This is a genomic window from Nocardia sp. FBN12 (genome assembly GCF_050320175.1).
Lineage (GTDB): Bacteria > Actinomycetota > Actinomycetes > Mycobacteriales > Mycobacteriaceae > Nocardia.
In genome coordinates this window covers 344,372-358,315 of the sequence record NZ_CP190048.1, presented here as the reverse complement: position 1 = coordinate 358,315, position 13,944 = coordinate 344,372, and the positions used below count along the sequence as shown (strand labels likewise).

The window sequence follows — 13,944 nt, the reverse complement described above, 5'->3', positions numbered from 1 at the left end:
AGGTGAGGGGCTATAACAGGGCTATGAGGCGGTGCGCTCGGTCAGGCCGCCAACCGAAACTACGTACTCCTTCGCTTGATCGTCGAACTCGATCGAATAGGTGGTCGGGTAGCGGGTCGAGTGCTGGTAGGCCGCTGGTTGGGTGATGTCGCCGGTGAACGATGGCTTGGTGAGCAGCCAGGCCCTGGTGAACATCGGCTCGGTGAAGATGTACTGGCCGTCCCACGCGCCACTGATCAACGTCTGGGTGAAGTCGAACTCGCCGGGAACCACCGGTTTCGTGCCGTCGACCCAGTGCACGCCCATCGCGGGCACCGCCTGTATCTCGATCGGTTCGGGCAGGGTGGTGTAGCCGGTCGGCATGTACTTCGCGTCGGGCTTCACGGCCGCCTTGGCGAGGAACTGCGGATCCTGCGGGCTGATCGCCTGCACCGCGGCATCGTCGATGAAGTAGAAGTGCGTGTCGAAATGCGGTTCGTCGAAGACGCCGACCGGTGGGTGGCCGTGCGGGACCCAGTCGAAGGTGAGGTGGTTGACCACCGTGCCCTCGGCTTCCTTCGGGAACGCCATGCCGGGGCTGGCCGGTGGCGGCCCCTCGGGCAACGTGGCGGGCATCGGCAGGCCGTCGAGCGCCGACTCCTGGATGCGCAAGCCGAGCTCGGTGGGATGGCCGTCCTTGTCGGTGGTCACGTAGGTGCGGATCTGGCCGTTGCCCATGGATCGTTCGTCGCCGTAATAGGTTTTCGGGCCGGAATCGTCAGTACACGCGGCCGCGGCGGCCAGGACGAGCGCGGCCGCCAGCGCCGTGGTGAGTGTTCGCGCGCGCCGCTTGATATCGGACATGACCGCTCCCTTCGACGGGTCTGCCCTGACGGTAGAAGCCACGCAGGACCTGAGCGTCCGCCGAAATACTCATCTGAGGTACTCATAGCGGGCAAAAGATTCCATTCGACAGTGACGGGGTCTGATCAGTAGGCCGGAATCGGACACAGCGGGTTAGGCTGTCCCCGTCCTGGTTCGGTAAGGATGGGATCGGCAATGGGATGGACCTTCACCGCTGACGAATTCGCGCACGTCTGGCGGGAATCGGGTCGCGATCGCATGCCCTTTCCGCTGCGCGTGCTCGAGTCACCGCGCACCGAGCACGACGCGGCCCGGCTACGCGCGGGCCTGGACGACCGACTACCCGGGGGCGACCCCGACGTCGCCGCCTGTCTGCGGATCATCGCCGAACCGCACGCCAGGGTGGTGCTCGTCGGCGGCGCCCATACTCCCGGCAGCGAAATCCGGTTGCTCGCCTGCGCGGTCTACGACCGTGCGGTGCTGGTGGTGCAGGAACCGAGTACCCGGCCCGACTACGGCGGCAACGTCCGTGTTTCGATCGGGCACACCGCGGGGATCGGCGCTCGCGTGACGGCCTGTCTGCCCGATACCCCGCCCGGACGCGAACCCGCGCGTGAGGCCGCGACCGACGCGGTGCGCGATGAGGAAACCGTGCTCGCCACCCATCCCGCGGTGCCGCGCATTCAGCGATTACTGCGCAGGCCGCACACCGCCGAGGGCCACATCCGGATCGAAACCGGGCTCGACCGCGCGGTGCCGAATCCGCCGGTGCACTACAGCTGGATCGACGTGGCCAATGACGGTCGCTACCTGCTGCGGGCGGGCGAAACCGTGCACGTGGTGCCGGCGTCGAGCGGTCAACTAGCCGCACAGTTACAGCGAAGATTGGTGCCGGCGCACAGTTCGCACAGCAGAAGGTCCGGCTAACCTGGACTCCACCGCATCATCTGGAGGGGAGACGCGATGACGATCGAGAGCAGCAGAGCCGAGATCTCCCGGTTCCGCAGCGCCGCCACGGCGGGGACACTCACATTCGACCCCGATGCCGCGCGCAAGTGCGCCGACCTCTACGAGCAGCAGGCCGAGCACCTCGCCCAGCTGCGTCAGGGGCTCGAGAACGCTGCCGAGGCCGAGGGATTCGGCGGATTCGTCTCCGCCCAGCAGTTGCAGGCGGGCTTCGCGCACAAGGCCCGCGACGCCGCCGAGCTGCTCGACCGCTACATCGAGGCGGCCTACCGGATGAAGGAGGCGTTCCTGCTCAGCGCGGGCCTCTACGAGGAAGCCGACGCCGCCGCGGCCGCCGCCTTGCGCGCCGTCGACACGAGGGTGCGCGGATGAGCACCGACCCCACCTATATCAGCGCGATGGAACATTTCGAATCCATGCCGCACGAACAGATCTACGCGCGCACCCAGCAGATCGACGCCGGGGCCATTCTCGGCGCGTCGATGACCTGGCTGGAAACCGCCGCCACCCTCACCACCTCGATGCCGCTGACCAAATCCAGTGCCGACCGGGTGATCAACGAAACCGGCTGGTCCGGAACCGCCGCCGATGCCGCCGCCGCGAGCACCCGCAGCTTCGCCGCCTCGATCGACGAACTCGCCGTGGTGATGGCCGAAGTCGGCGCCCGCCTCGGTGGTGTCGCCGCGGCCGCCGAAGCCGTGAAGCTGGCCGTTGTCGCGCCCGGCGGGTCGGGCCCGATCGGGGCGATCGCCCGGCTGCTGGAGAGCGCGCAGGTGATCGACGCGCAGATGGCGGCCGAGGCGTTGCGCCAGGAGGCGGTGCTGGCGATGAACATGATCTACAAGCCGTCGTATTCGCTTGCCGGAACCGGCGTCCCAGCGTTGCCCACGGCGCCCGGGGAAACGGAATCGCCGTCGAGCCACGGAGGTTCACCCGCACAGAACAACGGTTCGACGCCCAGCCCTGGCACGAACCCCTCTGCACCACAAGGCAATTCGCCGGAATCATCACAGAACCCGGAATCCGGCACGACACCCGGTGACACTCCGGCGCCCGGCGAAGACCCCGCACCCCGAACCCCCGCACCGGCAGAAACTCCCGCACCCCAAGGCCAGGGCTCAACTCCGCAGTCTCCGACATCGGAGACACCCACTCCCACCACCGAAGCGCCCGCGCCCCCCACCGAAGCGCCCGCGCCCCCCACCGAGCCACCCGCGCCGTCGACCGCGCCCGCACCAACTGCCGAAGCGCCCGCACCAACTGCCGAAGCGCCTGCGCCCCCTGCTGAAGTGCCTGCGCCGTCTACCGAACCGCCCGCCCCGAGCAGCCAAGCGCCCATCACTCCGCCGACGAGCGCACCCAGCGAAGCCCCCTCCCCCTCGCAGCCGAACCAGCTACCGACACAGCAGGATTCGAACCCGCCGGCCCCGAAACCACCGGCAGCAGAGGCTCCCCAGCCGACAGAACCCCCCGCGCCGACTTCGGAACAGCCTGCGCCACCACCGATCTCGACAACACCACAACCGCCCGCCACCGAGCCGGCGCCACCGCCGCAAGCCCCGGCGCCGGAACCGCCCGCCCAGCCGAACGTTCCCGCGCCGACCTCGGAGCTACCAGCCTCACCAGCCCCACCCGGTCGCCAAGCACCACAACCACTTCCGCTACCAGGCATGCCCGACATGTCCGACCCAGGCGGTCAACCCGGCGTCACCGGCCCGGTTCCCGGCGCCGACGTGTCACCATCGCAGCCCGCCACCCCCAAGGCGCCACCCCCCGAGACCGACCAACCGGGCGTCGTTCCGCAGCAGCGGTAGACCGCCACAGCGCGCCCAGCCCCCGAGCCCGACCCAACCTGGCGGCGCAACGGTGCACACGACCGAGCCCGAGACGGGCGCTGTCGGCCGCCCGAAAAGGAGTCGAGCCGGGCTACGACAGTGCGGTTGGATAACTACCTGCGGCGGGCCGCCGCGCGCCAGCGAACATGGATGACAGAGGAGTGGACGATGCCGATCGCCAAGCTGCGAGGCGTGACTCTGGACTGCGCCGATCCCCGGGCTCTGGCCCGGTTCTACCGAGAGCTGACAGGCATGCAGCTCTGCTATGACAGTGACGAGTTCGTCGCCCTGACCGATGGTTCGGGTTGCGACCTGGGCTTCCAACGGGCGGACGGATACCGGGCCCCGCGGTGGCCCGGTCAGGATGTACCGCAGCAGTTGCACCTGGACCTCAGGGTCGAGGACCTCGACGCGGCGGAGGAGTCGGCGCTGGGGTTCGGCGCGGTCAGGCCGGACCACCAGCCCGGCGGCGACCAGTGGCGGGTGCTGGTGGATCCAGCCGGTCACCCGTTCTGCCTCGTCCTCGGCTGACCGGTCGACGAACGCCCGAACAGAAGTCAGACCTTGACCAGATCATCCGCGTGGATCACCGGACGTTGCATCGTGTCAGGAAGATCAGCCGTAGAGCGCCCGAGCATAGGGCTGAGCTCGGCACTGTCGTATTCGATAACACCCCGAGCAACGATCTCATCATCGGGACTGACCAGGTCGACAACGTCACCACCGAAGAAGCGGCCGCGAATGCCGGTGATGCCCGCAGCCAGCAGCGAATGCCGCTGAGCTACCGCGTCGACAGCGCCCGCATCGAGCAGCACCGCACCACGCGGGTCAGCAGCATGCCGAACCCAGAACTTGCGACCGGACAGCCGAATCGGGCGAGCGGCGAACGCGGTACCGACCGCACCATCGGTGAGCGCGGACGACGCGTCGGCGGCCGAGGCAAGCAGGACCGGAATGCCGGCGTCGGCGGCGAGCCGGGCAGCGGAGAGCTTGGACGCCATACCCCCGGTCCCGAGCGCACCACCACTACCCGCGATGACCCCATCGAGGTCAGCACTACTACGCACCTCGGGAATGAAGTTGGCGGCCCCCTTGCGCGGATCACCGTCGTAAAGCCCCGCCACATCCGACAGCAGAATCAGCGCGTCAGCACCCACCAGATGCGCAACAAGAGCGGCGAGACGATCGTTGTCGCCGAAGCGGATCTCCTCCGTGGCAACCGTGTCGTTCTCGTTCACCACCGCAATCGCACCGAGCGATCGCAACCGGTCGAGCGTGCGCTGCGCATTGCGATGATGCTCGCGCCGAGCGAAATCATCTGCGGAGAGCAGGATTTGGCCGACCGTGCGCTCATAGCGAGCGAAGGAGGTTCCCCAAGCATGAGCGAGAGCCAGCTGGCCGACACTGGCCGCGGCCTGCTTGGTGGCCAGGTCCTTGGGCCGCTTCGACAGCCCGAGCGGTGCGAGCCCCGCACCGATCGCGCCCGAGGACACGACCACCACATCCGACCCCGCCCGCATCCGCGCTTCGACCGCGTCGGCCAGCAGGTCGAGGCGCGCGGTGTCGAGACCACCTTCGAGGCTGGTCAATGCCGACGAGCCGATCTTCACCACGACGGTGCGCGCCGACACGATCGCCGCGCGTCCCTGACTCAGCTCCGAACCCACCTGCATCGTTCAACTCCCTGCACCACGATCACCGAGCTACATCGGACCCATCGCAGTATGCCGATCCCACAGTCGCGCCCGACAGTGATTTTCGCCGGACGCGACCCGCCTCACTCTTTGCGTTCGCCGTTTTCGTCGAGCAGACCACGCCGCGCCTGCGAGGCGAGCTTGCGCTCGGCCGCACCGATCCGGTCGTTGGTCTCCAACCGGAGGTCGGTACCGCGGCCGGTCGGCTGCATATCGACACCCGCCGAGATCATCGGCTCCCATTCGAAGGTCACACCGGCGATGGTGACCGGACAGCCCGGCTGCGCACCCTGCTTGACCAGCTCGGCTTCGACACCCAGGCGAGCCAGCCGGTCGGCCAGGTAGCCGACGGCTTCGTCGTTGTTGAAGTCGGTCTGGCGAATCCAGCGCTCGGGGCGCGTACCGCGCACGATGAAGCCACCCGGCTCCTCGGGATCGGCGATGACACTGAAACCGGTCTCGTCGGTCGCGATCGGGCGGATGATCGGGCGCTTGGCCACGGCCTTGGGGTGGGCTTCGCGGTATTCGCGCACCATATCGGCCAGCGCGAAGGTCAACGGACGCAGGCCCGCCCGGCTCACCGCGGAGATCTCGAACACCGGCCAGCCACGTTCAGCGAACTCGGCCGACACCATCTCGGCCAGTTCGGCCGCATCCGGCACGTCGGTCTTGTTGAGGATCACCACGCGCGGCCGGTCGGCCAGGTCGCCCAGGCTGGCGTCACCGGACAGCGCCGGCTTGTAGGCGGCGAGCTCTGCTTCGAGCGCGTCGACATCGGAGACCGGGTCGCGACCGGGCTCGAGGGTCGCGCAGTCGACGACGTGGGCGAGCACCGCGCAGCGTTCGATGTGGCGCAGGAAATCCAGGCCGAGGCCGCGGCCTTCGCTGGCGCCGGGGATCAGGCCGGGCACGTCGGCGATGGTGAAGGTGGTGTCACCGGACAGCACGACGCCCAGGTTGGGGACCAGCGTGGTGAACGGGTAATCGGCGATCTTCGGCTTGGCCGCGGACAGCACCGAGACCAGCGACGACTTGCCCGCGGACGGGAACCCGACCAGTCCGACGTCGGCGACCGACTTCAGCTCGAGTACGACGTCGACCTCGTCGCCCTCTTCACCGAGCAGCGCGAAACCAGGCGCCTTGCGGGCCTTGGACGCCAGCGAGGCATTGCCGAGGCCACCGCGGCCGCCACGGGCGATGATGAACCGGTTGCCCGCGCCGACGAGGTCGCAGACCACCTTGCCGTCGTCATCGACGACGACCGTGCCGTCGGGGACCTGCAGCACCAGATCGGCGCCGTTCTTGCCCTCCCGGTTACTGCCCTCGCCCGGCTTGCCGTTGCCCGCCTTGGCGTTGGGGTGGAAATGGAAATCGAGCAGGGTGTGGACGTTGGCGTCGACCTCGAGGATCACGTCGCCACCGCTGCCGCCGTTGCCACCATCGGGGCCACCGAGCGGCTTGAACTTCTCACGATGCACCGAGGCGCAACCGTGTCCACCTCTACCGGCACGAACATGCAGCACGACGCGGTCGATGAATTTGGACATGGGTTGATCCTCCTCCTTCTGACTTGTCGTTTTCGGTAAGGGTGGGCGAACACGACAGAGCGGGTCAGGGAAACCCTGACCCGCTCTGGTGTCCGTGGGGAGCGAAAGCTCCAGGCGGTCAGGCCTGGACCGGCTCCGGTACAACGATGTTCACGGTCTTGCGGCCACGCTTGGTGCCGAACTCGACCGCGCCCGCCTCGAGGGCGAACAGCGTGTCGTCGCCACCACGGCCGACGTTCACGCCCGGGTGGAAGTGGGTTCCACGCTGACGGACCAGGATCTCGCCCGCGCTGACCTTCTGGCCGCCGAAACGCTTCACGCCGAGGCGCTGGGCGTTCGAATCGCGGCCGTTCCGGGAGCTGGATGCGCCCTTCTTATGTGCCATTGCTTCGTCTCCTCGGGAAAATTCTTACTTGATGCCGGTGACCTTGATGACCGTCAGCGGCTGACGGTGACCCTGGCGCTTGTGGTAGCCGGTCTTGTTCTTGAACTTGTGGATCCGGATCTTCGGGCCCTTGGTCTGGTCGATGACCTCAGCGGCCACGGAGATCTTGGCCAGCTTGTCGGCGTCGGTGGTCAGATCGGCGCCGTCGACGACGAGAACCGGGGTCAGCGCCACGGCGGTGCCGACGGGACCCTCGATCTTCTCGACCTTCACCAGGTCACCGACCGCGACCTTGTACTGCTTTCCGCCGGTCTTGACGATTGCGTACGCTGCCATCGGTCGGCTTCCTCCACTCACATTGGTGCTGCACATGTCCACGCCGCAGCTGCGACGCGTATTCCTGGGCTCATCCCCGCAGAGCGGGGGAAGAACGTTTGCTGCCTGCGGTACGCACCCGGCCTGTTCGGCCAGATGCTCAATCACTGGGCAGCGACCGACCTAGGTTACCAGAGCGGTATCCACTCCCCCAATTCGGCCGGTCAGGGGCCGAATCGAGGGCTTGCGTGCGCGAACGGATCCGCGCACGCAAGCATCGAGCTACTGCGAATCCGCCGGTGCGCCCGCGGGACGGCCCACCGCGCGCCGGCGCGGTTTGCGTTCCGGGACGACGACAGGCTCCGCCGCGAAATCCACGACGGCCGCCGCGGGCGGCTGTTCGTTCGCCGACAGGACGAACACGGCTCCCGTGCTGTCCGGGGCGGGTGCCGCGGTCGACCGGGCCACACGACGCCTACGAGGTGCCCGCGGTGCGGGTTCGGCGGCAGCCGGAGCCGGTTCGGCGACCGGGGTGGACTCGGACTCGGCGGCCGGAGCCGGTTCGGGCTGCGTGACCGCGGCGGGCTCGGATGCCGATTCCGGGACAACAGGAGCGACCGCCAGCGCAGCGATCCCCGCGTCCTCGGTCACCGCTTCCTCAGTCACCGCTTCCTCGGTCACCGCTTCCTCGGGTTCGGCGTCTCCGGAAATAACCCCGGTGAGCGGACCCTCGGTGCTCGGCTCAGGATTCGCCGCGGCGGAACCACGTCCCGACCGGCGCGAACGCGACCGGGAACGCGACCTGGTCGGCTCGGCGGGCGTCTCCTCGACGGCTTCGGCAACCTCGGTGGCCTCGTCGTCGTGGTGACCTGCCATCGCGAGCACGACCGGGTGGGCACGCTTGACCGCGATGTCCTCCTCGGCGTGTTCGGCGGCCGGTGCGGTGCCGTTGGCCGCCGGTGCGGCAGTGGTGGCGGGCTTGTCGCGATCCTTACCGCGACGACGGCGCGAACCGCCCTCCTTCGACCGCGGCTCCTCGACGCCCGACCCGGAATCCACCGGGTAGGAGTGCACGAGGATGCCGCGACCGTGGCAGTGCTCACAGGTGGTGGAGAACGCCTCGACCAGTCCGGTGCCCAGCTTCTTGCGGGTCATCTGGACCAGGCCCAGCGAGGTGACTTCCGAGACCTGGTGGCGGGTGCGGTCACGGCCGAGCGCCTCGGTGAGACGACGCAGCACCAGGTCACGGTTGGATTCGAGGACCATGTCGATGAAGTCGACGACGATCATGCCGCCGATATCGCGCAGCCGCATCTGGCGCACGATCTCCTCGGCCGCTTCCAGGTTGTTCTTGGTGACGGTCTCTTCGAGGTTCGACGAGCCCGAGCCGGTGAACTTGCCGGTGTTGACGTCGACGACGGTCATCGCCTCGGTGCGGTCGATCACCAGGGTGCCGCCCGAGGGCAGCCACACCTTGCGATCGAGCGCCTTGGCCAGCTGCTCGTCGATCCGGAAGGCGTCGAAGACGTCGACGCCGTTGTTCTCGTGCCGGTTGACCCGACCCAGCAGGTCGGGCGCGACGGTGCGGACGTAGGTCTCGACGGTGCTCCACGCGCGGTCACCTTCGATGACCAGCTTGGCGAAGTCCTCGTTGAACAGGTCGCGGATGACCTTGACCAGCATGTCGGGCTCTTCGTAGAGCGCCTTCGGTGCGTTGGTCTCCTTGGCGGCGGCCTCTTCGATGGTGCGCCAGGCGGCCTGCAGCCGTTCGACATCGCGTGCCAGTTCGGGCTCGCTGACACCCTCGGACGCGGTCCGGATGATCACGCCCGCGTCGGACGGGACGATCTCGCGCAGGATCTCCTTGAGCCGCTTGCGCTCGGTGTCGGGCAGCTTGCGGCTGATCCCGGTCGACGTGCCACCGGGCACGTACACCAGGAAGCGACCGGCCAGGGAGATCTGGGTGGTCAGGCGGGCGCCCTTGTGACCCACCGGGTCCTTGGACACCTGCACCAGCACCTGATCGCCGGGCATGAGTGCCTGCTCGATCTTGCGCTCGCGACCACCGAGACCGGCGGCCTCCCAGTTCACCTCACCGGCGTAGAGCACGCCGTTGCGGCCGCGGCCGATGTCGATGAACGCCGCTTCCATACTGGGCAGCACGTTCTGCACCTTGCCGAGGTAGACATTGCCCACCATCGACGCCTGACCGGAACTGGTCACGAAGTGCTCGACGAGGATGTTGTCCTCGAGGACCGCCACCTGGGTGGTGGTCTGGTGGCCGGGCGCGTGTTCGGCCGGGTCGAACGCCTTCTCGCGCACGACCATCACCCGGTCGACCGCCTCGCGGCGGGCCAGGAACTCCGACTCGGTCAGGATCGGCGGACGGCGACGCCCGGCTTCCCTGCCGTCACGGCGGCGCTGACGCTTGGCTTCCAGGCGCGTGGAGCCGGAGATGCCCTGCACTTCGTCGGGGTTGTTGTTCGCGCTGGAACGTTCGCGCCGCTTGTTGCGTGGCTCGCGCTCGTGCACGACGGTGTTGGGCGGGTCGTCCTCGGTCGCTGCCTCGGCATCGGCGGACTCACCGCCCACCTTGCGGCGGCGACGGCGACGGCGACGGCGGCTCGCGCCATCGGAGGTGCCGTCTTCGTCGTCGGTGTCGCTGTCCTCGGCCGGTTCGGCCTCGGCGGTGACCTGCTCGGCCGGCTGCTCGGCCTCGTCGGTGTCGTCCTCGTCGGACTCGTTGTCCTCGCCGTCGGCGGACTGCTCGCCACGACCGCGGCCACGGCCACGGCGGCCACGGCGGCGGCGGCGGGGCTGACCGTCGGCGTCGTTGTCGTTGTCATCGGCGGCGTCGGCGGATTCCTCGGTCGCCTCGACCTCGGCCTCGATCTCCTCGACCGGCGGCGCGACGGGCTCTTCGCGCTTGGGGGTCCGCTCGGCGCGACGGCGCTTGCGGGTCTCCTCGGCGGCGGTGGCATCCGGCGGGAGGAACAGCGGCATGCCGACGGAGGCGGGTGCGTCGAAGGTCACCGGCTCGGTCTGCGCGGGAGCATCCGAGGACCGGTGGGTGAACAGATCGGTGTGCGCGTCTTCGCGCATCGCGGCGAACACCTCGTCGGTGCGCGCGACGTGCGGTGCGGAGAACAGCGACGCGGGCGCCGCTGTGGTGTCGGCCGGCTGCTCGGCGACGGGGGTGGACGCGGCGCGCTTCTTCGCGCGCGTAGTGGGTGCGGCCACCTCGGGTTCGCCGGGTTCGGCGTCAGCGGCGGCGATCGCGTCGCGCACCGTTTCGGCGACCGAGCGGTCGACATTGGATTGAACGCTGCGCGCCTCGGCGCCCAGCTCGGCCAGTTTGGCCAGGATGCGTTTGCTGGTCACTCCCAACCGTTTGGCCAGTGCATGAACTCGAATTCGCTCCGGCAATTGATCGGCATCCTGTTGTGTTGTGTCCAGCGGCTCTTTTTCGGCCACGAAGTCTCCTCGGGCCCCCGGGCGCGTCCTTCCCCGGTACGGGAGGAACGCGGCCGACGCGGGGGCATCGTCCGTGCACCTCGTACCCGATGGTACGAGGGTCATCTGGTCTCGCCCCGCGTGTCCGGTCGCACCTTGATCGATCATCTGGCGGGCCAACCGGTCACACGGCGCCTGGCTGTACGGCGTGCCACCGCGCTTTCGAGCGCTCATCCAGCGTGCCTGCGCGGGCAACCCCAGCAACAGGGCCGTCCGTGGCAGCGATGATCGGCATCAACCGCGGTGTCATCCGGTCATGTCCGCCGCCGCGTCACGTACCTGCGCGACAGGTCGGCGTCGAACACATCCGTAGTCAGTATCCCATACCGCTCGCGCGGGGATCGCCATCGGCGCAACTCACGCGAACTCCGCCCCGCTCGCGGCCGCCGTATTCCTCGGTGCACAGCCACGTGCGAGGCCAACCCGGTCGAGCGGAGTTCGATACCGCCTGACCGGGTGTCCAACTGTCTCTACTGCGCTACCGACCAGAGCGGTCAGGCGGGAAATTCGGGGAACCAGAGGGCGATCTCGCGCTTGGCGGACTCGGGCGAGTCGGATCCGTGGACCAGGTTGAACTGGGTCTCCAGGCCGAAGTCGCCGCGGATGGTGCCGGGAACGGCCTTCTCGACCGGGTCGGTGCCACCGGCGAGCTGACGGAACGCCGCGATCGCGCGCGGACCCTCGAGCACGGCCGCGACGACCGGGCCGGAGGTGATGAATTCGATGAGCGAGCCGAAGAAGGGCCGCTCGGCGTGTTCGGCGTAGTGCTCGGCCGCGAGTTCCGCGGACACGTTCTTCAGCTCCAGCGCCTGGAAAGTGAGGCCCTTGCGCTCGATGCGCGCCAGGATCTCGCCGGTGAGGCCTCGGGAGACACCGTCCGGCTTGATGAGTACCAACGTCTGCTCAGTCACGGGGTAACCCTAGCGTCGGCCGCGTCAGCACGCCGATCGGGCCCTCGAGCTGTCAGGACTCGGTGCCCATTCGCTGACTGGGGAGGAGTCCCGCATCCATGCGGCGCTGGACGTCCGAGCGCAGGACGAGGATGAAGGCCCAGACCGCGATGAACACCACCGCGATCACGCCGATGGACAGGTGGATGAACGCACCGGCGAGCAGCAACACCTGCAGCCCCAGGTTGAACGGGATCGCCCACGGCTTCCGCTGCACACCGGCGCCCAGGATCATCAGCACCGACAGCACCACGAGGTAGGTCCCGGAGAACCACGTGACACCGCCGCCGACGTCGGCGACCACCGGCAGCGCAAGCAGCACCACGATCGCCTCGAGGACCAATGTCCCCGCCATGACCCCGCGCAGACCCTTCCAAGGATCAGTGGCGGGAGGAGGCACTTCACTCATGCCGGTCCCTTTCCGAACAGGGCACGCGCCGCGCCCGCGGTGACGACCGACCCGGTGACGATCACGCCGGCACCCGAGATCACGTCGCCGTCGTCACCGGCCTGCTCGGCCAGCGCGATCGCCGACTCCAGTGCGTCGGGCAGCGTCTCAGCGGTGATCACGCGTTCATCGCCGAACCGCTGCACGGCCAGGTCGGCCAGTGCGTCCACATCCATGGCCCGGGGTGAGCCGTTGCTGGTGACGACGATTTCGTCGAAGACCGGTTCGAGCGCGTCGAGAATGCCGGCCGCGTCCTTGTCGGCGAGCACCGCGACCACCCCGACCAGCTTGCGGAAGTCGAACTCGCCGGTGAGCGTCGCGGCCAGTGCCTGCGCACCCGCCGGGTTGTGGGCGGCGTCGACGAAGATGGTCGGCGCGTTGCGCATCCGTTCCATCCGGCCAGGGCTGGCCACAGTCGCGAAACCGGTGCGCACCGCCTCGATATCGAGCTGACGATCCGCGCCCGCACCGAAGAACGCCTCGACCGCGGCCAGCGCCAACGACGCGTTGCGGGCCTGGTGCTCACCGTGCAACGGCAGGAAGATCTCGTCGTAGACGCCGCCGAGTCCCTGCAGCGTCAGTAGCTGTCCGCCGACGGCGACGGCCCGTTCCAGCAGCCGGAACTCCGCGCCCGCGCGGGCCACTGCGGCATCCTCGGCGACGGCCCGGCGCAACAGCACGTCCATCACCTCGGGCTCCTGCTCGGCGATCACCGCGACGGTGTCGGTCGGGATCAGCGCCTCGGGGGCGCGCTTGATGATCCCGGCCTTCTCCTTGGCGATCGATTCGAGGTCGGGGCCGAGGTACTCGGTGTGGTCGAGGCCGATCGGGGTGATCACCGTGACCTGCGCCCCGATCACGTTGGTGGCGTCCCAGGTGCCGCCCATGCCGGTTTCGACGACGGCCACGTCGACCGGTGCCTCGGCGAACGCGGCGTAGGCCATGCCGGTGAGCACCTCGAACTTACTCATCGCGGGGCCGTCGGTTTCGGCGGAACGCTGGTCGATCATCTCGATATAGGGGGCGAGTTCGTGATAGGTCGCCACGTAGTCGGCCGGCGAGATCGGCGCGTTGTCGATGCTGATCCGCTCGGTCGCCAGCTGCAGGTGCGGGCTGGTGATCCGGCCCGTGCGCCGGTGCAGCGCGGTGAGCAGGGCGTCGATCATCCGCGTGACCGAGGTCTTGCCGTTGGTGCCCGCGACGTGGATCGCCGGATAGTTGTTCTGCGGATTGCCGAGCAGGTCCATCAGGGTGGAGATCCTGGTGAGCGAGGGCTCGATCTTGGTTTCGGGCCAGCGCTTGTCGAGTTCGGCTTCTACCAGTGCCATTTCGGCGAGGTCGACCGGTGAGGGCCCGGTGTCGAGCCGAGCCTCCTGATAGCCGGTACCACCGAAGTCACCGCTGTCGTCGGGTTCGATGTCCTCCGGGTCGATATCGCCGGGGCCGAG

The 13,944-nt window shown here is 68.5% G+C and carries 13 protein-coding genes; 4 read left to right on the top strand and 9 right to left on the bottom strand.

From position 1 onward, the window contains the following. Positions 1-21 precede the first annotated feature (21 nt). A complete protein-coding gene (locus ACQHI0_RS01975; protein ID WP_427906229.1) occupies positions 22-843 on the bottom strand; it encodes a DUF5602 domain-containing protein in 822 nt (273 codons plus the stop codon). A gap of 195 nt (positions 844-1,038) precedes the next feature. Between ACQHI0_RS01975 and ACQHI0_RS01970 the strand changes: the two genes are divergently transcribed. From ACQHI0_RS01970 to ACQHI0_RS01955, 4 genes are all read left to right on the top strand, one after another. Further along, positions 1,039-1,770 (top strand): ESX secretion-associated protein EspG, encoded by a 732-nt coding sequence (locus ACQHI0_RS01970; protein WP_427906228.1) that lies wholly within the window; start codon positions 1,039-1,041, stop codon positions 1,768-1,770. A gap of 36 nt (positions 1,771-1,806) precedes the next feature. Next, on the top strand, positions 1,807-2,181 hold the full coding sequence (locus tag ACQHI0_RS01965; protein WP_427906227.1) for a hypothetical protein: 375 nt from the start codon (positions 1,807-1,809) through the stop codon (positions 2,179-2,181). Next, the gene (locus tag ACQHI0_RS01960; RefSeq protein ID WP_427906226.1) at positions 2,178-3,623 is read left to right on the top strand and encodes a hypothetical protein; all 1,446 of its coding nucleotides are present in this window, start codon (positions 2,178-2,180) and stop codon (positions 3,621-3,623) included. Before ACQHI0_RS01965 ends, ACQHI0_RS01960 begins: the two co-directional genes overlap by 4 nt. Before the next feature lie 189 nt (positions 3,624-3,812). Further along, the gene (locus ACQHI0_RS01955) at positions 3,813-4,175 is read left to right on the top strand and encodes a VOC family protein (protein WP_427906225.1); all 363 of its coding nucleotides are present in this window, start codon (positions 3,813-3,815) and stop codon (positions 4,173-4,175) included. Between the two features lie 26 nt (positions 4,176-4,201). Here ACQHI0_RS01955 and proB read toward each other — a convergent pair whose 3' ends face one another. The 8 genes from proB to folC all read right to left on the bottom strand — a co-directional run bounded on the left by proB (position 4,202) and on the right by folC (position 13,824). Next, the gene (proB, locus tag ACQHI0_RS01950) at positions 4,202-5,317 is read right to left on the bottom strand and encodes a glutamate 5-kinase (protein ID WP_427906224.1); all 1,116 of its coding nucleotides are present in this window, start codon (positions 5,315-5,317) and stop codon (positions 4,202-4,204) included. Positions 5,318-5,421: 104 nt separating this feature from the next. Continuing rightward, the gene (obgE, locus tag ACQHI0_RS01945; protein ID WP_427906223.1) at positions 5,422-6,885 is read right to left on the bottom strand and encodes a GTPase ObgE; all 1,464 of its coding nucleotides are present in this window, start codon (positions 6,883-6,885) and stop codon (positions 5,422-5,424) included. 118 nt (positions 6,886-7,003) lie between these two features. After that, entirely contained in the window at positions 7,004-7,270 is a 267-nt protein-coding gene (rpmA, locus tag ACQHI0_RS01940) for a 50S ribosomal protein L27 (RefSeq protein ID WP_056821498.1), read from the bottom strand. A 24-nt stretch (positions 7,271-7,294) separates the two neighbouring features. Beyond that, positions 7,295-7,606, bottom strand: coding sequence for a 50S ribosomal protein L21 (rplU, locus tag ACQHI0_RS01935; RefSeq protein ID WP_056821499.1), 312 nt, complete (start codon positions 7,604-7,606; stop codon positions 7,295-7,297). A 261-nt stretch (positions 7,607-7,867) separates the two neighbouring features. Then, positions 7,868-11,059, bottom strand: coding sequence for a translation initiation factor IF-2 N-terminal domain-containing protein (locus ACQHI0_RS01930; RefSeq protein WP_427906222.1), 3,192 nt, complete (start codon positions 11,057-11,059; stop codon positions 7,868-7,870). Positions 11,060-11,592: 533 nt separating this feature from the next. Continuing rightward, positions 11,593-12,009 (bottom strand): nucleoside-diphosphate kinase, encoded by a 417-nt coding sequence (gene ndk / locus ACQHI0_RS01925; protein WP_266298471.1) that lies wholly within the window; start codon positions 12,007-12,009, stop codon positions 11,593-11,595. Between the two features lie 52 nt (positions 12,010-12,061). Next, positions 12,062-12,457: a DUF4233 domain-containing protein gene (locus tag ACQHI0_RS01920; protein WP_427906221.1), complete on the bottom strand. Its 396-nt coding sequence runs from the start codon at positions 12,455-12,457 to the stop codon at positions 12,062-12,064. Next, positions 12,454-13,824, bottom strand: coding sequence for a bifunctional tetrahydrofolate synthase/dihydrofolate synthase (folC, locus tag ACQHI0_RS01915; RefSeq protein ID WP_427909048.1), 1,371 nt, complete (start codon positions 13,822-13,824; stop codon positions 12,454-12,456). Before folC ends, ACQHI0_RS01920 begins: the two co-directional genes overlap by 4 nt. Positions 13,825-13,944 lie beyond the last annotated feature (120 nt).

Coding starts and splice junctions, on each gene's coding strand:
- ACQHI0_RS01970 (WP_427906228.1), top strand. CDS start 1,039: ATGGGATGGACCTTCACCGCTGACGAATTCGCGCACGTCTGGCGGGAA.
- ACQHI0_RS01920 (WP_427906221.1), bottom strand. CDS start 12,457: ATGAGTGAAGTGCCTCCTCCCGCCACTGATCCTTGGAAGGGTCTGCGC.
- ACQHI0_RS01960 (WP_427906226.1), top strand. CDS start 2,178: ATGAGCACCGACCCCACCTATATCAGCGCGATGGAACATTTCGAATCC.
- obgE (WP_427906223.1), bottom strand. CDS start 6,885: ATGTCCAAATTCATCGACCGCGTCGTGCTGCATGTTCGTGCCGGTAGA.
- rpmA (WP_056821498.1), bottom strand. CDS start 7,270: ATGGCACATAAGAAGGGCGCATCCAGCTCCCGGAACGGCCGCGATTCG.
- rplU (WP_056821499.1), bottom strand. CDS start 7,606: ATGGCAGCGTACGCAATCGTCAAGACCGGCGGAAAGCAGTACAAGGTC.
- ACQHI0_RS01955 (WP_427906225.1), top strand. CDS start 3,813: ATGCCGATCGCCAAGCTGCGAGGCGTGACTCTGGACTGCGCCGATCCC.
- ACQHI0_RS01965 (WP_427906227.1), top strand. CDS start 1,807: ATGACGATCGAGAGCAGCAGAGCCGAGATCTCCCGGTTCCGCAGCGCC.
- ACQHI0_RS01975 (WP_427906229.1), bottom strand. CDS start 843: ATGTCCGATATCAAGCGGCGCGCGCGAACACTCACCACGGCGCTGGCG.
- proB (WP_427906224.1), bottom strand. CDS start 5,317: ATGCAGGTGGGTTCGGAGCTGAGTCAGGGACGCGCGGCGATCGTGTCG.
- folC (WP_427909048.1), bottom strand. CDS start 13,824: ATGGCACTGGTAGAAGCCGAACTCGACAAGCGCTGGCCCGAAACCAAG.